The following is a 24,528-nucleotide window of genomic DNA, read 5'->3' on the forward strand; positions in this document are numbered from 1 at the left end:
GGACGAGCGACCGCCGTCCGGCCTGCGGGCCGGGCGGCGGTTCGCCGTCATGCTGAAATATTTCTCATGAAACAGGTTCCACAATCCTGCGGTAATGCGTTATCGTCACCGTAATGCATTCTCCGACGCGGGGGAGGCAGCCCGCCGGACCCGCCGGCGGACAGAGGTTCCGTCTCGATGAGGAGAGCAGACCCATGAAGCACAGCACCCTTCAGCGCACGGCACGCTGGGCCGGCGTCGCCGCCATCGCCGCCATCGCGCTCTTCGCGACGGCCTGCAGCGGCGGCACCCCCGCTCCCGCAGCGGGCGGCGGCGACGCGGACTCCGGCGAGCGGCCCGGCAAGACCGACATCACGGTGATCCACGCGCCGATCAACTACGAGCCCGTCTACATCGCCGAGCAGGAGGGCTACTTCGACGAGGTCGGCCTGAACGTCACGATCAAGCCGGGCGGCACGCCGCAGGACAACCTCGCGCAGGTCTCGGGTGGGTCCGCCGACCTCGCGATCATCTCGTGGGACGTCGCGGTCACCGCCACCTCCGAGAACCTGCCGGTCAAGGTCGTGTCGGCCAACGCGGTCGTCAGCACCGAGTTCGACACCTCGGGCATCGTCGTCCGCGCCGACAGCGGCATCGAGTCGCTCAAGGACCTCGAGGGCAAGACCGTCGCCTTCAACGACCTCGGCTCGGGCGGCAACGTCGCCGTGAAGCAGTCGTTCGAGGCCGCCGGCGTGGATCCCTCGAAGGTCGAGGATGTGCTGATCCCGTTCGCGGGCATGCAGGCCGCTCTCGAGGGCGCGCAGGTCGACGCGGCCTTCCCGTCGGACGCCTTCTACGCGCAGCTGTCGAACGACCCGACGTACAAGGTGATCGACAACCCGTCCCGCGAGTTCCGCGGCGGCCTGCCCATCACGCTGTGGGCGGCGACGGACCCCTGGCTGCAGCAGAACCCCGGCACGGCGGACAAGTTCAACGAGGCCATGCAGAAGGCGGCCGACTTCTACAACGACGAGGCCAACCTCGACGCCGTCCTCGCGATCCGCTCCGAGATCACCGGCAAGCCGGTCGACGAGGTCCCCAAGACCCTGACCCCCGCGGCGCTCGAGACGCCGGCCGGCATCGCCGAGGAGACGACGCAGGCGCTCAAGGAGTTCGGCTTCATCGACAACGAGCCCAAGTCGGTCGACGAGATCCTCTGGGAAGACGCGCCGCGCAGCGAGTGACGTCCGCCGGGTGCCCCGGGTCTTGCGCACGGGCCCGGGCACCCGGACCATCTGATCCATCCGCGCTGTGAGCCCTCATCGGAGAGGAACCCGCACATCATGACAACCGCAGCAATCGGCACCGAGAGGCGCGCGGCCTGGTCGCTCGCCGGGTGGCGCCTGATCGCGCTGATCGTGATCCTGGGGCTCTGGCAGCTCGGGACCGCGATCGGCCTGGGACCGTCCATGGTGCCCTCGCCCGTCGAGGTGGTCGGCGCGATCGGACAGGTCCTCGTCGCCCCGATGTTCTGGGAGGGCCTCGGCCAGACCGTCCTCTCCGCCCTGGTCGGCTGGTTCATCGCCACCGTGATCGGCGTGGTCCTGGGCCTGCTGTTCGGGTCCAGCCGCTTCGTCGACGCGTCGACGTCGCTGATCGTCGACTTCGGCCGGGCCTTCCCGATCATGGCGCTGATGCCGGTCGTGATCCTGCTGCTGGGCCAGTCGCTCAACATGAAGGTCACCATGATCGTGCTCGGCGCGGTCTGGCCGGTCCTGGTCCAGTCGATCCTGGGATCGCGCCGCCTCGACGTCGGCATCGCCGACACGGTGAAGATCTACCGCATCCCCCGCGTGCTCTGGTTCCGCAGGGTGCTGCTGCCCTCCGCGCTGCCGTTCATCGCGACCGGCGTCCGGATCGCCGCCTCGATCTCGATCCTCACCGCGGTCGGCGTCGAGGTGCTCACCCAGGTGCCCGGTCTCGGGCGCCTGATCACCCTCGCCCAGGAGGCGGGACGCTGGGATCAGACGTTCGCCTATCTCTTCTTCGCCGGCATGTTCGGGTGGGGCGTCGCAGCGGTCCTGCAGTACGGAGAGAAGCACCTCCTCGCATGGAACAGGCAGAGCGATGACTGACGCACCCACCTCCACCATCCGCACGCGGAACCGCGAGCCGCGTGTCGGCGTCTTCCGCAACGTCTGGCGGCCGCTCGCGACCGGCGGCGACGGACTGCCTCCCGCGCTCGGGGTGGTGCGCTCTCTCGTCATCCGGTTCTGGCTGCCGGTCCTGCTCGTCGTGCTGTGGTGGATCTTCTCCGCCTCGAGCACGAACCTGTTCATCCCGCCGCTGTCCGCGATCGTGCAGAGCACGATCGACGACTTCGTGAGCGGCGAGCTGCTCGCCGCGATGGGCACGAGCCTCGTGAACCTGCTCGTCGGCTTCCTCATCGCCGCGATCCTGGGCATCGCCCTCGGTCTCGTCATCGGCGAGGTCCGCTGGCTGCGCGAGGTGCTGGATCCGTTCATCCACTTCCTGCGCTCCGTGCCGCAGACCGCGCTCGTGCCCCTCATCATCGGCGCGCTCGGCATCGGCCGCGAGCCCAAGATCCACGCCGTCGCCTTCGCGTGCGTCTGGCCGATCCTGCTGAACACGATCGACGGCGTGCGGGGCGTGGATCCGTCCGTGCGCCGCGTCGCGAAGGTGTTCGGGGTGCCCCGATCGCTGTACTACCGCCGCGTCGTGCTGCCGGGCTCGATGCCGCAGATCGTCGCCGGGCTGCGCGTCGCGCTGCCGATCGGCATCGTCGTCATGGTCGTGAGCGAGTTCTTCGCCGCGAACATCGGACTCGGGTTCTACATCCTCGAGTCGTCGAGCACGTTCAAGATCCCCGCGACGTGGGGCGGAGCCCTGCTCGTGGGCGTGATCGGCTACATCCTGGTGCTGCTGTTCGGGCTGTTCGAACGGCGCGTCCTGTCCTGGTACTTCCGCTCGGGCGCGCAGTGATGCGCGCCGGCGACAACAACGACAACGAAGAGGAAGGTCTGGACATGACCACTCCCGGAGCCATCCACACCGGAACGCTCAGCGCCACGTCGGGCCAGGCGCTGCTCAAGATCGACGCCATCTCCATGGGCTACGGCTCGGGCGCGAACGAGAAGCGCATCCTCGAGGACCTGAGCCTCGAGGTCGCGCGGGGCGAGTTCGTCTCGATCGTCGGCCCGTCCGGCGTCGGCAAGACGACGCTGCTCAAGGGCCTGTCGGGCCTGCTCGCGCCGAAGGCCGGCACGGTCTCGGTCGACGGATCCGTCATCAACGGGCCGCACCCGGACATCGCGGTCGTCTTCCAGGACTACTCGCGCTCGCTCATGCCGTGGATGACGACGCGCGAGAACATCGCGTTCCCGCTGCAGGGCAAGGGCGAGCCGAAGGGCGCCCGCAATCGGGCCGCCGAGGAGGCGCTCGAGGCCGTCGGCCTCGCCGGCCAGGGCGACAAGTTCCCGTGGGAGATGTCGGGCGGCATGCAGCAGCGCGTCGCGATCGCGCGCGCCCTCGCATACAACGCGAAGGTGCTGCTGATGGACGAGCCGTTCGCATCGGTCGACGCGCAGACCCGCTTCGACCTCGAGGACCTCGTGATCGACCTCCGCGAGAAGCTCGGCGTGACGATCATGCTCGTCACGCACGACGTGGACGAGGCGATCTACCTCGCCGACAAGGTCATCGTCATCGCGAACAAGCCGGCCACGGTCGTCGACGTGATCGAGACGGGGTTCGGCACCCACCGCGACCAGGTCGCCACCAAGGCCGACCCCCGCTTCCAGGACGCGCGCGGGCGCATCCTGACCCGCCTGCGCAAGTAGGCACTCCCGCTCGGCCGGCCCCCGACGGCTCGCCAGGCGAAGGTCCGTCCCGGGCGCGACTCTGTCCCCGGGGCGGGCCTTCCTGCGCGTCGACCGAATCGGCCCGAATCCCGGCCGGAATTCGGGCCGATCGGGTCAACGGCGGGCATGCATCCCGGCATCACGGCCCGCGCGCCATCGGCGGGGTGGCACGATGAGCGGGTGACCGCCCCCGCCGCCGTGGGTCTTCGCAGCGAGCGGGGACCCATCCTCCTGTCCGTGATGGTCTCGACCGGGCTGGTCGCGATCGATGCGACCGTCGTCGCGACCGCCGTGCCGTCGATCGTGGGCGATCTGGGCGGCTACGAGGCCTTCCCCTGGCTGTTCTCGATCTATCTGCTCACCCAGTCGGTGCTGACGCCGGTGTACTCCAAGCTCGCCGATCAGCTGGGTCGCAAGCCGGTGCTGCTGTTCGGCATCGCCGTCTTCCTGCTCGGCTCGATCCTGTGCGGGGCGGCGTGGGACATGTCCTCGCTCATCGTGTTCCGCGCGGTGCAGGGTCTCGGTGCTGGCGCGATCATGCCGATGACGGTCGTGATCGTGGGCGACATCTACACGGTCGAGGAGCGGGCACGCGCCCAGGGCTACATCGCGAGCGTGTGGGGCGCGTCGTCGGTCATCGGCCCGACGCTCGGCGGGCTGTTCGCGCAGCTCGACGCGTGGCGGTGGATCTTCTTCATCAACGTGCCGCTGTGCCTGCTCGCCTGCTGGCTGCTGTCCCGGAACTACCACGAGACGCTCGAGCGTCGCCGGCATCGGATCGACTGGGCCGGCGCCGCGCTGCTGACCGGCGCGCTGACGCTGCTGCTGCTCGGCGTTCTCGAGGGCGGCGTCGCGTGGGAGTGGAGCTCGCCGACGTCGATCGGCGTGTTCGCCGGGGGAGCGGTGCTGCTGGCGCTGTTCGTCCTCGTGGAGCGCCGCGCGCGCGAGCCGGTGCTGCCGCTGTGGATCTTCACCCGCCCGGTGGTGGCCTCGACCGCCGCGCTCAACCTCATCCTCGGCGGCGTGCTGATCGGCTACACCGCCTACATCCCGACCTACCTCGAGGGGAGCGCGGGGGCGACGCCGCTGCTCGCCGGCCTCGCGCTCGCGACGCTGACGCTCGGCTGGCCCGTGGCCGCCGCGCTCGCGGGACGGTTGTACCTGCGCTTCGGATTCCGGCGGGTGATCATCGCCGGCACCGCGCTCGTGTGCGCGACGGCGGCCGGCATCGCCGTGCTGTCGCGCTGGCCGAGCATCTGGATGATCGCGCTGATCCTGTTCGCCACGGGGCTCGGCTTCGGCTTCGCCGCCGTGCCGTCGCTCGTGGCGGTGCAGTCGACCGTCGCGTGGGAGGAGCGGGGCGTCGCCTCCGGCACCGTGATGTTCGCGCGGTCGATCGGGCAGGCCGTCGTCGCGGCCGTGCTCGGCGCGATCTCGAACGGCATCGTCGCCCGCCTCGGTGGCGACGAGCACGCCCCTGCGACGGCGGTCGCCGCCTCCGGCGCGGTGTTCGCCGCGTCGGCCGTGCTGGCGGCCGTGATGTGCGGTCTCGCGTTCCTCATCCCGCGCGGCGTGCCCACCTCGGAGCCCGGAAGCTGAGGCCTACTGCGCGGTGATCGCCTCGCGGGCAGGGAAGAGTCCGTGCGAGCGGAACTCGCTGAAGTCGTAGATCGACCACTTGGTGGCCCAGGCGCGGTCGTCCTGCGGCCACAGGATCGGCGGACGGTCGTCGTCGAGGATCCACTCCATGTCGGTGTACAGCTCGACGACGGCTCCCGTGGGCTCGACGTAGTACGCGGCCATGTTGTGGCCGGCGCCGTGGCGGACCGGTCCCATCAGCAGGCGCAGGCCGTGCTCGTGGAGGCGGTCGCCGACCTTGCCGAGATCCGCGATGGACTGCACCTGCCAGGCGTGGTGGTGCATCCAGCCCTTGCCCTTCATCAGGGCGACGCCGTGGTGCTCGGCGTTGCAGCGCAGGAAGTACGCGAAGTCGTCGCCGATGACGTCCGAGATCCGGAAGTCCAGCACGTCGGTGAAGAACGTCAGCATGGCCTGCAGGTTCCGCGGGTGCAGGTTCACGTGCCCGAACCGGTCGGGGGTGTGCCCGCCCACGGTGATGTCCGCGCGCGCGGGACCGAGATAGATCTCGAACACGAAGTCCTCCGGGCCGACGAACGCGAACCCGTCCGCCACGCCCGGGTGCAGCGCCGTCTCCGAGAAGATCGGGTACCCGGCCTCGCGGACCCGCGTGCGGGCGGTGTCGAGACCCGCCTTGCCCGCGGCGATCAGACCGATGTGTCCGACGCCGTGCTCGGGAGCATCCAGGTACACCATCTCGTGATGCAGCTTCGCCCGGCTCGACAGATACACCGCGTTGCCGGATCGACCGGTCTCGACCAGGCCCAGGATGTCCTTCGCATGCGCCACCGACGCCTCGATATCGCTGGTCTGGAGCGAGACGTAGCCGATCTCGCTGATGACGCCGAATGCCATGAGGTGCTCCTGTCGCCGCTGACGTGGGCCCGGGCCGACGCCCGATAGTGCACAACGGTATCAGGAATGCATAATCACTGCCAGGGTCGCAGCGACCGTGCGACCGCTTCCGATCAGGAGGAGACCGCTTCCGGCAGCAGGCCCGACTCGAGGATGAGCTCCATGGTCAGCGTGTAGTGCTGCCGCAGCAGCGCGCCCGCGCGGTCGGCATCGCGATCGATCACGGCCTGCAGGATGTCGCGGTGCTCCTGCTCGATGTCGCGTTCGAGCTGGGGCGTGGTGGGGGCGGCCCAGCGGCGATAGAGCGAGGTCTCGTCCGACAGCGTCGCGGCGAGGTCGATCAGCACGGGCAGGCCGCACGACGAGAGCAGCTTGGCGTGGAAGGCGGCGTGGGCGGTGACCCACCCGGGGTTGAGGGAGGCGTCCTCGGCGTGACGCGGCGTCCGCTCGAGCGTGTGGTGCGCCGCGAACACCTCCGATTCCCACTGCAGATCGCCGCGCGCGATCGCCAGCTTGATCCCGAACTCCTCGGACAGGCAGCGCAGCTCGTTGAAGTCGCGGAGCTCCTCGAGCGACAGGCGCGGCACGAAGAATCCGCGGTTCGGCTTGAGCTCCACGAGCCGCTCGCCCGTCAGCCGCGTGAGCGCCTCGCGCACGACGGTGCTGCTGGTGCCGTAATGGGACGAGAGCGCCACGAGCTGCAGCTTCTCGCCCGGCACCCACTGCCCGGCCAGGATGTCGTGCCGGAGTCGCTCACGCACCTCGGTGCTCAGGGTCTCGGATTCGCCGCGTCGCGCCATGTATGCAATATAGGTCGCGGCTCGAGGTTTTGTACGTTGTGCTCCCCCTGCAAATAATGCATTTCCACTTGACGGATGCACAATCCCGGATACCCTGGGAAGCGGACCTCTCCGTCGAGGTCCCCAGACGTTCACACCCGGCGCCGTTGCCGCGGCCACGGCCGGACGTGTCAGAGAGGACAACATGCGATACGCCAGCTACGAGACCGTCGACGGCCGCCACACCTGGGGTGTCGAGGACCAGGGCGCGCTGTACGACCTGGGTCCGACCGGCCTGGACGTCGCGCCCACGCTGCGCGACGCGATCCTCTCCGGGGCGCTGGCGGATGTCCCCGCCCACGCGGACGCCCCCGCGCAGCCTGTCGAAGGCACGACGTTCGACGTCGTCGTCGGCGACGTGAACAAGGTCATCTGCATCGGCGTGAACTACCGCACGCACAAGGAGGAGACCGGCCGCGCGGACGTGCCGCACCCCACGGTGTTCTCCCGCTTCTCCGACACGCTCTGGCCCCACGGCGTCGATGCGACGATCCCGGCCGAGAGCACGTCCTACGACTACGAGGGCGAGGTCGCCCTGGTGATCGGCAAGCCCGCGTACAAGGTCTCGCGCGAGGACGCGTTCGACCACGTCGCCGGCTATGCGGCCTTCAACGACTTCTCGGCGCGCGACTGGCAGCGCCACACCGGCCAGTGGATCCCCGGCAAGAACTTCCCCGAGTCGGGCACGTTCGGCCCGTACTACGTGCCGGCCGCGGACATCGAGGACATCGACAAGCTCGAGATCACCACGCGTGTCAACGGCGAGGTGCGCCAGCACGCGGCGCTCGCCGACCTGATCTTCGACATCCCCGCGCAGATCGAGTACGTCACGACGTTCACCAGGCTCGAGCCCGGCGACATCATCGTCACGGGCACGCCCGGCGGCGTGGGCCTGTTTATGGATCCGCCGACCTTCCTGGAGGACGGCGACGTCGTCGAGGTCGAGGTGACCGAGCTCGGCACGCTGGTCAACAAGATGGTGCGTCGCTGAGGTGAGCCGGATGTCCACGCAGGCGGAACGCGACGTGATCGTCGTGGGGGCGGGCCCGATCGGGCTCGTCGCCGCGCTGCTGCTGGCCGACGCCGGGGTGCGCACCACCGTGGTCGAGAAGGCGACCGAGCCCGGCGACCTGCCGCGCGCGATCAGCCTGCAGGACGAGTCGCTGCGCACGTTCGCGCAGCTCGGCATCGCCGACGCGCTCAAGGCGGAGTCGCTGCTCGACACCGGCAGCCGCTACTTCGGCCTGGGGGAGCGGCTGCTGCTCGAGGCGAAGCCCGTCGCCTCGCGCCTGGGACACCCCGCCAAGACGCAGTTCGACCAGCCGATCCTGGAGCGGCTGCTGTGGGATCGCGCGGTGGCGCACGAGACCCTCGAGTTCCTCAGGGGCGCGGAGGCGACCGCGGTCGTGCGCGACACCGACGGTGTGGCGGTCACGCTGGCCGACGGGCGCACCGTGACGGGAAGCTGGCTGATCGGCGCCGACGGCGGTCGCAGCTTCACGCGCTCCGCGCTCGGGATCGATCTGGTCGGAACGACGCAGCCGCAGCGCTGGATCGTGGTGGACCTGCTGAACGAGACGCGCGCGCTGGATCCGTTCGCCGAGTTCCACTGCGACGGCGAGCGGCCGTACGTGCTCGTGCCCGGCATCAAGGGGCGCCTGCGGATCGAGTTCATGCTGTTCGACGGCGAGGACGCGGACGCGATGACGACCCCGGAGAAGATCCGCGAGCTGGTCGTGCCCCGCTTCCGGGCCGACCTGGATCCGGATGACGTGCGCCGCGCGGTCGTGTACGTCGCGCACCAGCGCATCGCGCGCACGTACCGCTCCGGCCGGGCGTTCCTGATCGGCGACGCGGCGCACCTCATGCCGCCGTTCGCCGGCCAGGGGCTGAACGCCGGCGTGCGCGACGCCACCAACCTCGCGTGGAAGCTGATCGCGGCGATCGCCGGCGGCGCGTCCGAGCGGCTGCTGGACTCGTACGAGATCGAGCGCCGCGCGCACGGCGCCAGGATGGTCGGCGTCTCGCGCCGCATCGGCGCCGTGGTGATGGCGACCAACCCCGTCCTCACGCGCGTGCGCGACGCGGTCGTGCGGGCGCTCAGCCTGATCCCGAGCGTGCGCGACTTCCTCGCCAACATGCGCTTCATCACGCCGGCCGACTACGCCGAGGGTGTGGCGGCCGCGCCGCTGGGGGAGGGCCTGCCGTCGGTGACGGTCGGCCGCGCGCTCAGCCAGCCGGTGGTGCGCGACGCCGCGGGAGCCGAAGCCGGGCTGGACGCCCACCTCGGCCGCGGCTGGGCGCTGCTGCAGGTCGGCGGGGCGGCCCCGGCGGACGTCGACCCGTACTGGGCGGCGATCGGCGCGACGCGCCTGCGCGTGCTCGCCCCGGGCTCGGCGCCCGCGGCCGGCGAGGTCGCGGAGACCGCGCCCGTGCTCACGGCGGGCGCGCGCAGCGCCCCGTCCCTCGTCGCGGTCCGCCCCGACCGCTACGTCGCCGCGGTGTTCGCACCCGGCGACGAGCAGCGCGTGGTCGGCGAGCTGCGCGCATTCATCGACGACCGCGCCCGCGCGGTCCGCACGGCCCGCAAGGAGGCGGCATGAGCACCATCGACGCACCGGTCACCACGCCCAGGCACGGCGACCTCTTCTGGATCGAGGAGTACCCGGCGATCACGGAGAGCGACGACCAGCTGCGCGAGTACGTCGCGAAGTCCGAGCTGCCGGTGCTGCTGGCCTCGCTCGCCGCGGCGCTGCGCGACACGTCCATCCTCGAGACGGCGGTGCGCCCGCCGATCCCGCCGATGGGTCCCTATCTCGACCCGCACGGCGGCATGACGCTCGAGCAGCAGGCGCGCGCCCGGGAGATCGGCTTCGAGGCGCTCAAGCGAGTGCGCGACGAGAGGATCCGATCCGTCGACACGCTGCCGCAGGAGATCGCCGACGAGATCCTGGACTGGTTCACGGACGGCCGCACGCAGGACCCGGCGTACGCCGGCCAGCTGAAGCACGAGCTCGACATCGCGCCCGACAAGAACGGGATCGCGGACTGGCGCTTCGAGGACGTCGCGAAGGGGCGCGCGTTCGAGGTGCTCATCGTCGGCGCCGGCGTCTCCGGCATCGCCGCGGCGTGGCGCCTGCAGGAGGCGGGCATCCCCTTCACGTGGATCGAGGGCGCGCACACGCTCGGCGGCACGTGGTGGAAGAACCACTACCCGGGCGTGCGCCTGGACACCCCGACTTACGGCTACAGCTTCTCCTTCGCCCAGCGCACCGACTGGCCGCACCAGTTCGCGCAGGGCCACGAGGTGCTCGAGTACCTGAAGGACACGTTCGCGAAGGCGGGCTGGACCGAGGACACGGTCGAGCTGAACACCAAGCTCACCAAGGCCGAGTTCCACCAGGAGACCGGCACGTGGACCGCGACGACCCGCACGGGCGACGGCCGGGAGCGCACCCGCACGTTCCACGCGATCATGACGGGCGTCGGTCAGCTCGACCACCCGTTCATCCCGGAGTTCCCCGGCCAGGAGACCTTCGCGGGCGCCCAGATGCACTCGCAGGAGTGGGACCACTCGGTCGACCTGAAGGGCAAGAAGGTCGCCGTGATCGGCACGGGCGCGAGCGCGTACCAGATCGTCCCCGCGATCGCGGACGACGTGGAGCAGCTGTACGTGTTCCAGCGCAGCGCCCCGTGGATGCTGCCCGCGCCGACCTACCACGAGCTGATGAGCGAGGCGGCCCAGTGGCTGCACGCCAAGGTGCCGCACTACGGACACTGGTTCCGCCTCTGGGTGACCGCCGGCGGCATCGACGGCCGGCTGCACATCGCCCGCGCCGAGGACGGCTGGGAGGGCGTGCCCCACAGCGTCTCGCGCGCGAACGAGGAGTTCCGCCAGGCCGTCGTCAAGCGCTACGAGGAGCAGTACGAGGGTCGTCCCGACCTGCTCGAGGTTGCGATCCCGACGTATCCCCCGTCCGCCAAGCGCATGCTGCGCGACAACGGCGTGTGGGCGCGCGCGCTGAAGTCGCCGCAGACGCGCGTGATCACGAGCGGCCTCGTGGGCTTCGACGAGCATGCCCTGATCACGGGAGACGGCGAGAAGCTCGACGCCGACGTCGTGATCTACGCGACGGGGTTCCGGCCGTCCGACTACCTCGACCCGATCGAGATCCGCGGCCGTGGCGGCCTCGAGATCCACGACTACTGGGGCGGCGACGCCAAGGGCTTCGCGGGGATCACCGTGCCGGGCTTCCCGAACCTGTTCATGCTGCTCGGCCCGAACACCGGCGGCGTGGTGGGCGGCGCGCTGCACTTCATGATCGAGCGCGCCGCGGAGTACGCCGTCAAGGCCATCCGGGAGCTGCTGGAACGCGATGCCAAGGCGCTCGACCTGAGGCAGGAGGCGCTCGACCGCCACATCGCGTGGGTCGACGAGGAGAACTACCGGATGACGTGGGGCCAGCCGTACGTCAACACCTGGTACAAGAACCGGTTCAACCGCGTGTCCCAGGTGTGGCCGTACCGCACGAGCGAGTACTGGCGGATCACCGAGACCGTCGAGCCCGGCGACTACGAGTTCCTGAAGTAACCGGACCCTGGGGGCGGGAACGTGATCGAGGACGGGGGATCGTGATGATCGACATCGTCGTCCGCTACGGCGAGCGGACGGATCCGTCCGATCGCTTCTCGGAGCTGTCGGATCGGATCCCGGAGGTCGCGGCCGAGCGGCCGCTGGCGTTCCCGCAGCGACCCGGATCGCTGAACCCCCTGCTGGGCGGCGCAAACGGCGAGCTGCCCCAGAGCGACGACGCGTTCCAGCTGCGCGTGCAGGCGCCGGAGGGCGCGACGCGCGCGCCCGTGATGCTGTTCGTCCCCGGCGGCGGCTTCATGACGGGCACGGGGAACGCGCGCTGGTTCACGTCGCCGGACCTCGTGGAGCGGGCCGGCATCGTGCTCGTGACCGTCAACTACCGCATCGGCGCGCTCGGGCACCTCGGATCGAGCGGCGACCCCGCCGAGTCGCAGCGCGGGCTGCACGACGTCCTGCACGCGCTCGACTGGGTGGTCGCGCACATCGCGGACTTCGGCGGGGATCCCGCGAACATCACCCTCGCGGGCGACTCCGCCGGTGCCTGGTACGCATACGCCCTGTCGACCATGCCCGACGCCGAGGGTCTCGTCGCGCGCACGGCGCTGATCAGCCTGCCGCGCGAGGCGCCGCTCACGGTCGAGGCGTACGCCGACCGCCGCGACGTCCTGCTCGGCGCGCTGGGCACCGAGGCCCTCGCGCACGCCCCCGCCGACGCCCTGCTCGACGCGCAGACGGTGCTCGCACGCACGTATGCGGGCAAGGGCATGGCGCTCATGCCGGCCGTCTCCGGCGCGCTGTCGGGCGACCTGCACGACTTCGCCGCATCCGCGCCGCGCCTGCACGTGCGCGAGCTGCTGCTGCTGTCGACCTCCGAGGAGGCCGCGGCCTTCCTCTTCCCGGTGCCGGAGGCCGCGTTCCCGCCGGCGGCCGTCGAGGGGTTCCTCGGCGCGCGGTTCGCCGATCCGGCCGCCGCGGCGGCGTGGATCGACGCCAAGCGGCCGGGCGCCGCGCCCAAGCAGCGCATGGTCGAGGCCATGACGCTGCACCAGTTCCGGCTGGCTCACCTCGAGCTCGCCGGGGCGGCGCGGCTCCCGGTCTTCGTGGCGGGGTTCTCGGTGCAGAGCCCGCTTCCCGGTGCGTACAGCCCGCACTGCTTCCCGCTGCCGTTCCTGTTCGGCGACCGCGCGCAGTGGCACGACGCACCGATGCTCGAGGGCATCGACGAGGCCGTGTTCTCCGCGACGTCTGCGGCGCTGCAGGAGTGGTTCACGGCGTTCGTCCGCACGGGCGTGCCCGCCGTCGACGGCGAGCCCGTCGCGGCGTTCGACCCGGCCGCCCCGAAGCGCCTGGAGTTCGATGGCGGAGCGCCCCGCCTCGAGGCCCCCAGCGAGGCGGGCCTCACGGCGCTGTAGCCCGCCGCGCCTCGCACTCAGCCGATGAGCTCGGCCGCGCGCTCGGCGACGGCGATCGTCGCGAGGTTGATGTTGGCCGACACGACGTCCGGGAAGATCGACGCGTCGACCACGCGCAGGCCCGTCACGCCCTTGACGCGGCAGAGCGGATCCACGACCGCCGCCGGGTCCGTCTCGGCGCCCATGCGGGCGGTCGAGCAGAGGTGCATCACGTCCTTCACCTGGCCGAGCACCTCGCTCCGGGTGCGCGGCGCGATCAGCTCGCCCTGCCGCAGCCCGCGGAACTCCGGGCGCTCCATCAGATCCTCCGCCCGGGCCAGTCCGTCGAGCAGGCGCGCGTAGTCGGTCGGGTCGGTCAGCAGGCGCTGCTCGATGACGGGCTGCACGGCCGGATCCGCCGACGGCAGCCACAGCGTGCCGCGCGACAGCGACTGGTTCAGCTGCACCGCGAGACCGGCGGTGTCGTTGCCGAACCAGTAGTTGTGATTGGTCGCCAGGATCACCAGGTCGTTGCGCTGGGTGCCGGGCAGCTCGCTCGAGAACCGGATGGACATGTGCGTCGGTCGCATGCCCTCGGGCACGGTCCGGCCCTCGCGCGGAGTGAACTGCGCGAACACGATCGCGTGATCCTGCGCGCCCTGGCCCACCGGCAGATCCGCCCGCACCGGGATCCCGAGTCGCGCGAGCTCGTGCGCGGGGCCGATGCCGCTGCGCAGCAGCAGCGCCGGCGTGAGCGCGGCTCCCGCGGACAGGATCACCTCGCCGCCGGGCGCCACGCGCTCGGTCGACCCGTCGAGCATCCGGACGCCGCGCGCCGCGCGCCCCTCGAAGGTCACGTCCACGACGTGCGCGTCGCCGCGGATCACCAGGTTCTCGCGGCCGCGCGCCGGGTCGAGGTAGCCGTGGTTGGTGGACACTCGGCGCAGGTCGCGCGTGTGGCTCGCGGGGTAGCGGCTGCGGCCCGTGGTGTGCGGCGCGTTGTAGTCGTCGTGGAAGGCGTAGCCGAGCGCCTCGCCGGCCGCGTCGAGCGCCGCATCGACGTCGCCCCAGCCCTCGCGCTCCTCGCGATGCACGGGGATCGGTCCGTCGCCGCCGTGGAACGGGGCGTCGGGGTAGTCGAGGTCGGTCTCGAGGCGGTTGAGCGCCCGGCGCATCTCGTCGGCGCCCCAGCCGGCGGCGCCGAGATCGCGCTCCCACCGAGTCCAGTCGCTCTCCTCGGGCCGCACGGCGATCAGGCCGTTGACGCTCGAGGAGCCGCCCATGCCGCGTCCGCGGGCGTAGAGCATCGCCTCGCGCCCGGGCCGGCGCCGCGCGGTGATGTCGGTCCAGTAGTGACCGGGCTCCATCTCGTGCGACGGCTTCATCGTCATGCCGGTGCGCAGCGTGCGGTGCCGCAGGAACTCGGGGATCTCCGCGCCGCGGTAGTCGAGCCCCGACTCGAGCAGCAGCACCCGGCGCGTGGGGTCCGCGCTCAGGCGGTTCGCGAGCACGGCCCCCGCCGATCCGGCGCCGACGATGATGACATCCCACTCCATGGCGACTCTCCCTCGAGTGCGTTCCGGATCCGATCCGGTTGCTTACAGCTGTCAGGTACTGTACCTTACAGGCGTAAGCGAATGTCAATGGTCTCGAGAGGAGCCGCATGGACCCCCGCGTCGCCCGCACCCGCGCCGCCCTCGTGGACGCCGCGCTCGAGACGCTCGAGAGCGCACCCGTCGCCGATCTGACCGTCGCGGCGCTGTGCGCGAAGGCGGGCGTCAGCCGCGTGGCGTTCTACGACCGCTTCGGCAGCATCGACGCGCTGCTCGTGGCCGCGATGGAGGCCGAGCTCGACCGGGTGCGCGAGGCGGCCGCGGCGATCGACCCGGGCGGCGACCGTGCGGAGGACGAGCCGCCGGCCGACCTCGTCGAGGTGTTCCGCATCATCGGGCAGCACGCCGGGCTCTACCGCGCGATGCTCGCCGAGACCGGCAGCATGGCCTTCCTGCACCGCATGCGCGACGCGCTGCGCGTCGCCGTGCGTGCGTCCATGCACCGCCTGCCGGGTTCCGCGGAGTGGCCCGTGGCGCACGAGACCTACTACGACTACATCGCGGGCGCCGTGGTGTCGGTCGTCATCGGGTGGCTCTCCGCCGACGACCGCCGTCGCGGCGACGACATCGCGCGCGAGCTGTGGTGGCTCATCGCACACCGGCCCGATGCCCTCCTGGCCGCGGGCGCCCGCCCCTGAGCCGCGCCCGACCTCATCCCGACCCACCACGACCAGAGGAGACGACGATGTCCCAGACCCTCACGACCCGCACGACACCCGAGCTCCTGACGCGACCGCTGCGCCTGCTGATCGGCGGCGAGTGGACGGATGGATCCGGCGAGACGCTCGAGATCCTGGATCCGTCCACGGGCGAGCGGATCGGATCCTTCGCGTCCGCCTCAGAGGACGACGTCGACCGCGCGGCGCGGGCCGCGCGGGCGGCCCTGGACGGGCCGTGGGGACGCATCGCGCCCGCCGCGCGGGCGAAGCTGCTGTGGCGCCTCGCGGACGCGCTCGAGGAGCACCTCGAGGAGTTCGCGCTGCTCGAGACGCTGAACACCGGCAAGCCGCTGTTCCTCACGCGGCAGTACGAGCTGCCGCAGGCCGTCGACATCCTGCGCTACAACGCGGGCTGGGCCACGAAGCTCAACGGCGAGACGCGCGACGTGTCCCTTCCGGGGGAGTGGCACACCTTCACGCAGCGCCGCCCGGTGGGCGTCGCGGGCCTGATCGTGCCGTGGAACAACCCGATCGTGATGGCCGCCGCGAAGCTCGGCCCCGCGCTGGCCGCGGGCTGCACGACCGTGCTGAAGCCCGCCGAGCTCACTCCCGTCACGGCCGCGCGCCTGGGCGAGCTGGTCGGCGAGGTCGGCTTCCCCGACGCCGTCGTCAACATCGTGCCGGGGCTCGGGACGGTCGCGGGCGAGGCCATCGCCGTGCATCCGCTGGTCGACAAGATCTCCTTCACCGGATCGACCGTGGTCGGGCAGCACCTGCAGCGGACGACGGCGGCGACGCTGAAGCGCCTCTCGCTCGAGCTGGGCGGCAAGTCGCCCGTGCTGATCTTCGGCGACGCCGATCTCGACCGCGCGATCGACAGCGCGGCGATCAGCATCTACAACAACTCGGGCCAGGTGTGCGCGGCGGGATCCCGCCTGTACGTCGAGGCGTCCGTCGCCGATCGCGTGATCGCCGGGATCGTCGAGCGCGCGTCCGCGCTGCGCGTCGGCGGGGGCCTGGAGGAGGGCGTCACGACCGGGCCGCTGATCTCGGCGCGGCAGCGCGACCGGGTGCTGGGCTACATCGAGCAGGGGCGCGAGGCCGGCGCCGGCGTCGCGGTCGGCGGCTTCGCGCCGGCCCGGCCGGGCTTCTTCGTGCAGCCGACCGTGCTGACCGGCACGAGCGCCGAGATGTCGGTGGTGCGCGAGGAGATCTTCGGGCCCGTCCTCGTGACGCAGACCTTCGACGATCCGGACGACCTCGACGGCATCCTCGGCCGCGCCAACGCATCGGAGTACGGCCTGTCGTCGTACGTCTGGACGCGGGACCTCTCCCGCGCGCACCGGATCGCCCGCCGCCTCGCGGCCGGCAACGTGCGCGTCAACTCCCACACCGGGATGGACCCGAACATGCCGTTCGGCGGATTCAAGGCCTCCGGCTACGGCAAGGAGAACGGCCGCGAGGGCGTCGAGGCCTACACCGAGCTCACATCGGTCGCCATCCGCCTCGGGGACTGACCCGCGGGGGCCTGCGGCGCGGGCGTCGCCCGCCCGGCCCGCGCGTCTCCCGGAACCCGAGGACGTCAGCGCAGCCGCGCCGGCCAGACGCCCTGCTTGCCCGGCGACAGGATGCCGTTCGGGTCGATCGCGTCCTTGAGCCTCTCCTGGAAGCGCAGCGCGGCGCCGTCGTTCCAGGAGAAGCCCGCGGCGATGTCGTCCATGTTGTCGATGTGCCCGCGGTACGGGGTGTAGCCCCGGCGCAGCGCGGCCTCGGACACGGCCCGGTACAGCGCCCGCGCGCGCTCGAGCTGCTCGGCGTTGCCGTTCTCGAAGAAGATCATCGTGACGTGCACGAGGTGGCGCGCGTAGACGTGGTACCCGATGTACAGGTCGAAGCCGTACTCGGCGTAGAGCGCCTTGACCTCCTTGTAGAAGTCGTAGACCAGCTCGCCGCGCGCGGGCATGAGCGGAGCGAGGTCCGTGTGACCGCCGTCCTCGGCGTACCAGCCGACCGTCTTCAGGCCCGCGAGCGTGGGCACGCCCGCCATCGTGGTCTGATCCTTCTGATCGATCTCGTCGTACGTGACGGGCTCCCCGTCGGCGCCCTCGTACAAGCGCACGTCCACCTCGAAGCCCGGCAGGTCGAAGGTCTCCTTGATGATCCGGATCCGCTCCCGGATCATCCCGGGGTCGCCGTAGAGCGCGAAGCGCGCGTTCCAGTGGCCGATGCCCATGGCGGTCTTCATCTCCTCGACGACGTCGTCGGGGATGGACCCCTCGCCCGTGTACCAGCGCGAGCGGGGGCCGTTCATGGTGCCGGCGCGCACGACGTTGCCGACGAGGCAGTTGTTCTGGAGGATCTCGCGCCGGCGCAGGTCGGCGATCCGGTCGATCAGCTCGGTCACGTCGTCGACGTTCTGGACGCGGATGTCGCCGGAGGCGAACGCCTCGGGCCAGGGCATCAGCCAGATGCCGGCGCGCACGACGATGCCGAGGCCCGACTGCGTGAACAGCTGGTCGATGTTCGGTCCGAAGCCGCCCTTGAACACGTTGGCGAGCGGGCTGTCCTCGAGGCCCCACATGCCCGTGCGCAGCAGCGAGCCGTCGGGCAGCACGACCTCCAGGCCGCACAGCTGCTGGACGTGGTCGCCGTAGGGCGACATGCCGTAGCCGCGGTCGAGCGCGTTGCCGAGCACCGATCCCCAGCCCAGGGCGGGAACGGAGACGAACAGCGGATGCCCGTTCCGCTGGATGTCCTCGAACAGGTCGAAGAAGGTCACACCGGGCTGGATGACCGCGTAGCCGAGCTCGGGATCGACCGTCTCGATCTCGTTCATCCGGCTGAGATCGAGCACGACCTGGTCGGGCGTGCGCGGCGCGGCGCCGCCGTAGCCGAGGTTCTTGCCGCGTGAGACGGTCCACAGCGCCGTGCCGGTCTCGTTCGCGAGGCGGACGATCGCCTGGACCTCCTCGGTGGAGCCCGGGCGCACCCCCGCCGAGGACGGCGCGTCGGGGTGCATCGGGTACGGATCGGCGTAGCCCTTGTCGAGGTAGGCGTGCGCGTCGCCCGGGCGGAGGACGTTCTCGGCGCCCAGGATCTCGGCGGCGCGGGACAGGAACTCCTGATGGCCCAGGGCGGCATCGTCGGCGGACATGCTCCCATGCTCCTCCGCGGCTAAGCTCACGTAAACAGGCGAAACCCGCGATCAGTCTTCAATCGCGCTGAATGATCGGATCGGTCCGAGGAGGCACCATGGACATCCGCGGAAACCCCAGCATCACGCTGCGTCAGCTGTGGCACTTCGTCACCGCCGCCGAGGCCGGCACGATCAGCGAGGCCGCCCGGCGCCTGCACATGGCGCCCTCGGCGATCTCGATGTCGCTGGCCGAGCTCGAGCGGCTCACAGGCACGCAGCTGTGCGTCAAGCGCAAGGCGCACGGGCTGACGCTGACCTCCGCAGGCCAGGCGGCGTTCGCGCAGGCGCGGCAGATCCTGGACCTCACGGACGAGCTCGTGCACCTCTCGGGCGACGACCGCTCGCGCGTCCGCGGCCCGCTCACGGTCGGGTGCTACATGCCGCTCGCGCCCGCCGTGATCCCGCACATGCTGCGCGCCTTCGCCGAGGCGTGCCCCGAGGTCGACGTGAACTTCGTCGAGGGGTATCACGACGACCTGCAGGATCAGCTGCTCGCGGGATCCCTGGATGTCGCGTTCCTCTACGACGCGGGTCTCGGGCCCGACATCCGCACGGTCTCGCTGCTGTCCGTGCGCCCGTACCTGCTGCTCGCGGACGATCATCCGCTCGCCGACAGGGACGAGCTGACGCTGCAGGATGTCGCGGACGACCCGGTGATCCTGTTCAACGCGCCGCCGATCTCGACGCGCGTGCTCGACCTGTTCCGCGACGCCGGCGTCACGCCGGACGTGCGGCACCGCTCCCGCAGCTACGCCACGGTGCGCTCGCTGGTCGGCGCCGGGATGGGCGTCTCGGTGCTGTTCCAGCGCCCGAAGCTCGACCTGTCCTACGCGGGGCTGCGCGTCGTGTCCAAGCCGCTCGCGGCGGCGGTCGATCCGGTGCCGTACGTGGCGCTCGCGTGGTCGCGCGAGATGCGCCCCAACGCGCGCACGCGCGCGTGGCTCGACGTGGCGGTCGACAGCTTCCGCGACGAGGACGACGAGTGGTGAGCCGGGGCGCCTCGCGCGGGCTGCTGATCGCGCTCGGCGTCCTGAGCGCCTTCGGGCCGCTCTCGATGGACCTCTACCTGCCGTCGCTGCCCTCGCTCATCCGCGACTTCGGCACGTCCGACTCGCTCGGGCAGGCGACCATGAGCGCGAGCATGATCGGCCTCGCGGGCGGTCAGCTGCTGCTCGGGCCGCTGAGCGACCGCTTCGGTCGCCGCAGGCCGATGCTGATCGGCGTCGGCGCGTTCGCGCTGCTGTCGCTCGCGTGCGCGGCCGCGCCGAGCATCGAGATCCTGCTGGTCGCGCGCGTCCTGCAGGGCGTCGCGGGGGCCGCGGGCATCGTGATCGGCCGCGCGATCGTGCGGGACCTGTACGACGGCGAGGGCGCCGCGAAGGCGTTCGCGCTGCTGGCCGCGATCGTGGCGATCATGCCCGTGATCGCGCCGCTGCTGGGCGGCGCGCTGCTGCTCGTCACCGACTGGCGCGGGCTGTTCGTCGTGCTCGCGGCCATCGGCGCGCTGCTGTCCGCGCTCGCGTGGCGGGTGGTGCCCGACACGCTCGCGGCCGAGAACCGGCACGCCGACGGCGTCCTCGACCAGCTGCGCGCGATGGGCCGGATCGCGCGCGACGGACGCTTCGCGCTGACCGCACTGGCCCTGGCATCTGGCGGCCTCGGCATCTTCAGCTACATCTCGATGGGGCCGATCGCGCTGCAGGAGCAGCACGGGCTGTCGCCGCAGGCGTTCGCGCTCGTCATGGGAGTGAACGCCCTCGGCATCATGACGGGCGCCCAGATCAGCCGCCGCCTCGTCGGCCGGATCCCGCTGCGCGCGCTGGCGATCGGGTGCGTCGCGATCGGGGCGGCCGGGGCGGGCATCCTGACCTTGCTGGCGGCGCTCGACCTGCCGCTGCCGGCGCTGCTCGTGCCGCTCTTCGCCGCGATCTTCATCCACGGCGCGATGCTCGCGAACGTGACGGCCCTGGCGCTCGCGCCGTTCTCGCGCGGCGCGGGCGCCGCCTCCGCGCTGCTCGGCACGCTGCAGTTCGCCACGGGAGCGATCGTGCCGCCGCTCGTCTCGCTCGGCGGCGTCAGCACCGTCCTGATGGGCGCGTCCATGACGACCGGCTTCGTGCTGTCGCTGGTGCTGCTGGTCGCGGCCGCGCGCCGCTCGGCCGGCCCCGCGGCCGCCTGAGCCGCGAGACAGCACTGCCCCGCCGAGACAGCACCGCCCCGCCGAGACAGCACTGCCCCGCCGAGACAGCATCGCCCTGCCGACACAGCACGTGTCGCACGCGGTCTCGGCGGGGCGCTGCAGTGTCGCCGTCGCGCGGGGCCGGCGCTCAGCCCGCCGCCACGTCGATCAGCACCTTGCCGATCGCGCCGCCCTCGACCGCGTCGTGCGCCGCGGCGGTGTCCTCGAGCGGGAAGCGGTGCAGCGGCAGGCCGCGCTCGTCGCCCACGCGGAAGCCACCGTCCGCGATCGCCGCCGTGAGGTCCTCGGCCGCCGCGGCGAGCAGCCCGGGGGCGACGGTGTAGAGCAGGACGAACTGGTACCGCAGGTTCTTCGAGAACGTCGCGCGCACCGAGAGCGTCATCTCGTCGCCGCTGTTGTTGGCGTAGACGCCGATGGTCGCGCCGAGCGCGGCGACCTCGCGATCCAGCTCGGTGTTGCGGGCCGGGGCGACCTCGACGATCTGATCGACGCCGTCGGGCGCGAGCGCGAGGATGTCAGCCCTGGGGTCGCCCGTCGTGTAGTCCACCGTGTGCGCGGCGCCCGCGGCGCGCGCGAGCTCGGCCTTCTCGGGGCTGCTGATCGTGGCGATCACGGTCGCGCCCGCCCACGTCGCGAGCTGGATGGCCGCGTTGCCGACCGCGCCCGCGCCGCCGTGCACGAGGATCGGGCGGCCCTCGAGCGCGCCGGGGGAGAGGCGCGCGACCGGGCCCGAGGTGAGCAGCCGGTGCGCCGTGACGGCCGGCACGCCGAGCGAGGCGCCGAGGTCGAAGGACGCGCCCTCCGGCAGCGGCACGGCCAGCCGCGCGGGCACGACCGTGTACTCGGTCGCGGATCCGTAGCGCCGGCCGTACTGCGTCAGGTACGTCCAGACGCGGTCGCCGACCGCGAGCCCCGTGACCCCGGCGCCGACGGCGTCGACGACGCCGGCGGCATCCTGTCCCGGCGAGACCTCGTCGAACGCGAGCGGCCCCATGCCGCCGGCGCGGAACTTCCAGTCGGTCGGGTTCACGCCCGCCCGCACGACGCGCACGCGCACCTCGCCCTCGCCCGGCTCGGGCACGGGGCGGTCGACGACGCGGAGGACGGAGGACGGACCGGTCTCGGAGTAGATGACAGCGCGCATGCCCTCACGCTACCGAGCGGGGCGGCGGGCGAGGGCCGGGATCAGGCGGACGGACGCGGGGCGGCGCGCAGCGCGTCGATCGTGACGGCGAGCTCCTCTGGCGTCACGCCCGGATGCGCCAGGGCGGCGGTCGCGACGTCGACGAAGCGCCGGGCGCCGGAGCCGGAGACGGAACCGCCGAGGCGGACGGTGCCCGGCACGAGGCCCTTCTCGTTGAGCACCCACGCGCCCGCCGCGGCGTGCCACGCGTGCGCCACGAGCAGCGCCGCGTGCGCGAGGCACAGCGCCACGTACGTCGTGTCGGCGCGGCGCGCGCCCTTGTGCGCGGCGTCGAGCAGGAAGTCGACCTGCCACAGCCCGTCGATCATCGCCTTCCGCAGCGGCTCCGGATACGGCGTCACGCGCGCGGCGAGGTCGGCGAGCACGCCCGCCGAGTCGCTCAGGGCGAAGGACGTGGCGACCTCGCCGGCATACGACACGTCCAGGAACCCGAGCGGATGCCCCGGCTGCGGATGGAAGGCGAACTCCCCGCGCGCGGCGCGCGCGCACTGCTCCTCGACGCGCGCGACGTCGCGCAGGATCCAGTCGATCCGGGTGCCGTCGACCTCCAGCCACGCGCCGCCGTCCACCCAGGCGCCCCAGCCTCCGGGGCCGGCGACCGGGATGGCGTGCCCCGTCCAGCGGGCGGCCAGCGCGCCGAGCGCGGCGAGGTCCAGCTCGCCCGGACGGTAGTACACGCCGAGGTCGAAGTCGGAGTCGGGCCGGTGCGTCCCGCGCGCGCGGCTGCCGCCGAGCGACACGGCGACGATGCCGGGGATCGCGGCCAGCGCCCGGGCCATCTGCTCGAGTCCGCGCTGATCGATCATCCATCGAGGGTATCCGGGGCTCGCGCACCCGGCACTTGCCCCGGAAGTTGCCCGATCGGCCGAATTCTGCGCGGAATCCGGGCCGATCGGGTCAACGGCGTCAGTAGGACGGGCGCTGCGTCCCGTCCGCCGCCGCCGGGATGAAGGTCGCGGCCAGGTGCTCTGCGCCGCGGGCGGCCAGGCTCACGTCGGCGCCGACCAGCAGGAACCGCGCGCCGGCCTCGACGTAGCCGCGCGCCGCGGACTCGACGAAGGCGTTCACGCCCACGGGCTTTCCCGCCGCCTTCACGCCCGCGAAGGCCCGCTCCACCGCCGCGATCACGTCCGGATGCGTCTGCTGCCCGATCAGGCCCATCGAGGCGGCGAGGTCGCTCGGGCCGACGAACACGCCGTCGACCCCGTCCACGGACGCGATCGCCTCGGCGTTCTCGACGCCCTCCGCGGTCTCGATCTGCACGATCACCGACGTGTGCGCCGCGGCGTTCGCGAGGTAGTCGCCGATCCGGTTCCAGCGGCCGGATCGCGCGAGCGCGTTCCCGACGCCGCGGTGCCCGCGGGGCGGGTACGACGCGTGCGCGACGGCGGCCTCCGCCTCGGCGGCGGTCGACACCATCGGCACCATGATCGTCTGCGCGCCGAGGTCGAGCACCTGCTTGATCCACACGGCGTCGTTCGCGGGCACGCGCACGATCGTCGTGACCGGATACCCGGCCGCGGCCTGCAGCATCGCCTGCGTCTCGCTCAGGCCGATCGGTCCGTGCTCCATGTCGATCATGAGCCAGTCCAGGCCCGCGCCCGCCATGATCTCGGCCATGACGGGCGATCCCGAGCAGATCCATCCGCCGTACAGCGCGCGATCCGATCCGGCCATCCGCTCACGGAGGGTCACCGGAAGCTGCATGCGATGGTCCCCATCCGTCCGTAGTCGGCCAGGATGCTGTCGCCCGCCTTCGCCCACACGGGGCGCGTGAACGAGCCGGCCAGGATGATCTCGCCCGCCTCGAGGCGGTCGCCGTGCTGGTGCATCTTGTTCGCGAGCCACGCGACGCCGTGGCCGGGGTGCCCGAGCACACCGCCCGAGACGCCGGTCTCCTCGATCGTCTCGTTGCGGTAGAGCATGGCGCCGACCCAGCGCAGGTCCAGGTCGTCCGGCCGCATCGGCCGTCCGCCCAGCACCATGCCGCCGTACGCGGCGTTGTCGCTGATGGTGTCGACGATGGTCCGGCCCTCCATCTCGATGTGCGAGTTGAGCACCTCGAGCGCGGGCGTGACGTACTCGGTGGCGCGCAGCACGTCGAACAGCGTGCAGGCCGGGCCCTCGAGCGCGTCCTTCAGCACGAAGGCGAGCTCGACCTCGATCCGGATGTTCGAGAACCCCTCGGCGGGGATCACCGCACCCGACTCGTACACGGTGTCGTCGAACATGACGCCGTAGTCGGGTTCCGTGATCCCCGTCGCCTGCTGCATCGCCTTCGACGTCAGGCCGATCTTGCGCCCGACGAGCCGGCGCCCGGCGGCCACCTGGGAGTCGCGCCAGATGCCCTGGATCGCGTAGGAGTCCTCGATGGTCGCGTCCGGGAAGCGCGCCGTGATGCGCGGGATCACGCCGTGCGTGCGATCCGCCTCCGCGAGCTCCGCGGCGATCCGGGCGATCTCATCCTGGCTCAGCATGA

Annotated in this window: 20 protein-coding genes and 2 pseudogenes; 14 read left to right on the forward strand and 8 right to left on the reverse strand. The window is 71.7% G+C overall.

Features of this window, described 5'->3' with window-relative positions:
- Positions 1-194 precede the first annotated feature (194 nt).
- From AAD528_RS06930 to AAD528_RS06950, 5 genes are all read left to right on the forward strand, one after another.
- Entirely contained in the window at positions 195-1,223 is a 1,029-nt protein-coding gene (locus tag AAD528_RS06930; protein WP_345751338.1) for an ABC transporter substrate-binding protein, read from the forward strand.
- Positions 1,224-1,322: 99 nt separating this feature from the next.
- Positions 1,323-2,114, forward strand: a complete 792-nt coding sequence (locus tag AAD528_RS06935) for an ABC transporter permease (protein WP_345751339.1) — start codon at positions 1,323-1,325, stop codon at positions 2,112-2,114.
- Positions 2,107-2,982 (forward strand): ABC transporter permease, encoded by an 876-nt coding sequence (locus tag AAD528_RS06940; protein ID WP_345751340.1) that lies wholly within the window; start codon positions 2,107-2,109, stop codon positions 2,980-2,982. The genes AAD528_RS06935 and AAD528_RS06940 overlap by 8 nt, the downstream gene beginning before the upstream one ends.
- 44 nt (positions 2,983-3,026) lie before the next feature.
- Entirely contained in the window at positions 3,027-3,839 is an 813-nt protein-coding gene (locus AAD528_RS06945; protein ID WP_345751341.1) for an ABC transporter ATP-binding protein, read from the forward strand.
- 201 nt (positions 3,840-4,040) lie between these two features.
- Entirely contained in the window at positions 4,041-5,459 is a 1,419-nt protein-coding gene (locus AAD528_RS06950) for an MFS transporter (RefSeq protein ID WP_345751342.1), read from the forward strand.
- A 3-nt stretch (positions 5,460-5,462) separates the two neighbouring features.
- Here AAD528_RS06950 and AAD528_RS06955 read toward each other — a convergent pair whose 3' ends face one another.
- Both AAD528_RS06955 and AAD528_RS06960 read right to left on the reverse strand, forming a co-directional pair.
- Complete coding sequence (locus AAD528_RS06955) at positions 5,463-6,353, reverse strand: VOC family protein (protein WP_345751343.1); 891 nt, start codon at positions 6,351-6,353, stop codon at positions 5,463-5,465.
- A gap of 113 nt (positions 6,354-6,466) precedes the next feature.
- On the reverse strand, positions 6,467-7,153 hold the full coding sequence (locus AAD528_RS06960) for a GntR family transcriptional regulator (RefSeq protein ID WP_345751344.1): 687 nt from the start codon (positions 7,151-7,153) through the stop codon (positions 6,467-6,469).
- Positions 7,154-7,337: 184 nt separating this feature from the next.
- Here AAD528_RS06960 and AAD528_RS06965 point away from each other — a divergent pair, with 184 nt between their 5' ends.
- The 5 genes and pseudogenes from AAD528_RS06965 (at position 7,338) to AAD528_RS06980 (ending at position 13,198) form a co-directional block, all read left to right on the forward strand.
- Positions 7,338-8,183 carry a fumarylacetoacetate hydrolase family protein gene (locus AAD528_RS06965; RefSeq protein ID WP_345751345.1) on the forward strand — a complete coding sequence of 282 codons (846 nt, stop codon included), beginning with the start codon at positions 7,338-7,340 and terminating at the stop codon, positions 8,181-8,183.
- Between the two features lie 10 nt (positions 8,184-8,193).
- Positions 8,194-9,198 (forward strand): annotated as a pseudogene (locus AAD528_RS15535) (FAD-dependent monooxygenase); the annotation flags it as partial.
- A 225-nt stretch (positions 9,199-9,423) separates the two neighbouring features.
- A pseudogene (locus AAD528_RS15540) lies at positions 9,424-9,795 on the forward strand (hypothetical protein); the annotation flags it as partial.
- Positions 9,792-11,783, forward strand: a complete 1,992-nt coding sequence (locus AAD528_RS06975; RefSeq protein WP_345751347.1) for a flavin-containing monooxygenase — start codon at positions 9,792-9,794, stop codon at positions 11,781-11,783. The pseudogene AAD528_RS15540 and the gene AAD528_RS06975, both read left to right, overlap by 4 nt.
- 44 nt (positions 11,784-11,827) lie before the next feature.
- Entirely contained in the window at positions 11,828-13,198 is a 1,371-nt protein-coding gene (locus AAD528_RS06980) for a carboxylesterase family protein (RefSeq protein WP_345751348.1), read from the forward strand.
- 17 nt (positions 13,199-13,215) lie between these two features.
- Here the strand turns inward: AAD528_RS06980 and AAD528_RS06985 are convergent, their stop codons facing one another.
- Entirely contained in the window at positions 13,216-14,733 is a 1,518-nt protein-coding gene (locus AAD528_RS06985) for a GMC family oxidoreductase (RefSeq protein ID WP_345751349.1), read from the reverse strand.
- A 107-nt stretch (positions 14,734-14,840) separates the two neighbouring features.
- On the opposite strand from AAD528_RS06985, the gene AAD528_RS06990 reads away from it, so the two are divergent.
- Positions 14,841-15,428 carry a TetR/AcrR family transcriptional regulator gene (locus AAD528_RS06990; RefSeq protein WP_345751350.1) on the forward strand — a complete coding sequence of 196 codons (588 nt, stop codon included), beginning with the start codon at positions 14,841-14,843 and terminating at the stop codon, positions 15,426-15,428.
- A gap of 47 nt (positions 15,429-15,475) precedes the next feature.
- Positions 15,476-16,966 carry an aldehyde dehydrogenase family protein gene (locus AAD528_RS06995; protein ID WP_345751351.1) on the forward strand — a complete coding sequence of 497 codons (1,491 nt, stop codon included), beginning with the start codon at positions 15,476-15,478 and terminating at the stop codon, positions 16,964-16,966.
- Between the two features lie 65 nt (positions 16,967-17,031).
- On the opposite strand, the gene AAD528_RS07000 is transcribed toward AAD528_RS06995, so the two are convergent.
- The gene (locus AAD528_RS07000) at positions 17,032-18,603 is read right to left on the reverse strand and encodes an FAD-binding oxidoreductase (RefSeq protein ID WP_345751352.1); all 1,572 of its coding nucleotides are present in this window, start codon (positions 18,601-18,603) and stop codon (positions 17,032-17,034) included.
- A 98-nt stretch (positions 18,604-18,701) separates the two neighbouring features.
- On the opposite strand from AAD528_RS07000, the gene AAD528_RS07005 reads away from it, so the two are divergent.
- Both AAD528_RS07005 and AAD528_RS07010 read left to right on the forward strand, forming a co-directional pair.
- Complete coding sequence (locus AAD528_RS07005) at positions 18,702-19,634, forward strand: LysR family transcriptional regulator (RefSeq protein ID WP_345751353.1); 933 nt, start codon at positions 18,702-18,704, stop codon at positions 19,632-19,634.
- Positions 19,631-20,824 (forward strand): Bcr/CflA family efflux MFS transporter, encoded by a 1,194-nt coding sequence (locus tag AAD528_RS07010; protein ID WP_345751354.1) that lies wholly within the window; start codon positions 19,631-19,633, stop codon positions 20,822-20,824. Before AAD528_RS07005 ends, AAD528_RS07010 begins: the two co-directional genes overlap by 4 nt.
- Positions 20,825-20,972: 148 nt before the next feature.
- On the opposite strand, the gene AAD528_RS07015 is transcribed toward AAD528_RS07010, so the two are convergent.
- From AAD528_RS07015 to hpaH, 4 genes are all read right to left on the reverse strand, one after another.
- Positions 20,973-21,989 (reverse strand): NADPH:quinone reductase, encoded by a 1,017-nt coding sequence (locus AAD528_RS07015; RefSeq protein ID WP_345751355.1) that lies wholly within the window; start codon positions 21,987-21,989, stop codon positions 20,973-20,975.
- Between the two features lie 41 nt (positions 21,990-22,030).
- A complete protein-coding gene (locus AAD528_RS07020) occupies positions 22,031-22,855 on the reverse strand; it encodes a nucleotidyltransferase domain-containing protein (RefSeq protein WP_345751356.1) in 825 nt (274 codons plus the stop codon).
- Between the two features lie 100 nt (positions 22,856-22,955).
- Positions 22,956-23,756, reverse strand: coding sequence for an HpcH/HpaI aldolase family protein (locus AAD528_RS07025; protein WP_345751357.1), 801 nt, complete (start codon positions 23,754-23,756; stop codon positions 22,956-22,958).
- Positions 23,741-24,526: a 2-oxo-hept-4-ene-1,7-dioate hydratase gene (gene hpaH, locus AAD528_RS07030; RefSeq protein ID WP_345751358.1), complete on the reverse strand. Its 786-nt coding sequence runs from the start codon at positions 24,524-24,526 to the stop codon at positions 23,741-23,743. Before hpaH ends, AAD528_RS07025 begins: the two co-directional genes overlap by 16 nt.
- Positions 24,527-24,528 lie beyond the last annotated feature (2 nt).

This window comes from Microbacterium rhizophilum, from assembly GCF_039605615.1.
GTDB lineage: Bacteria > Actinomycetota > Actinomycetes > Actinomycetales > Microbacteriaceae > Microbacterium > Microbacterium rhizophilus.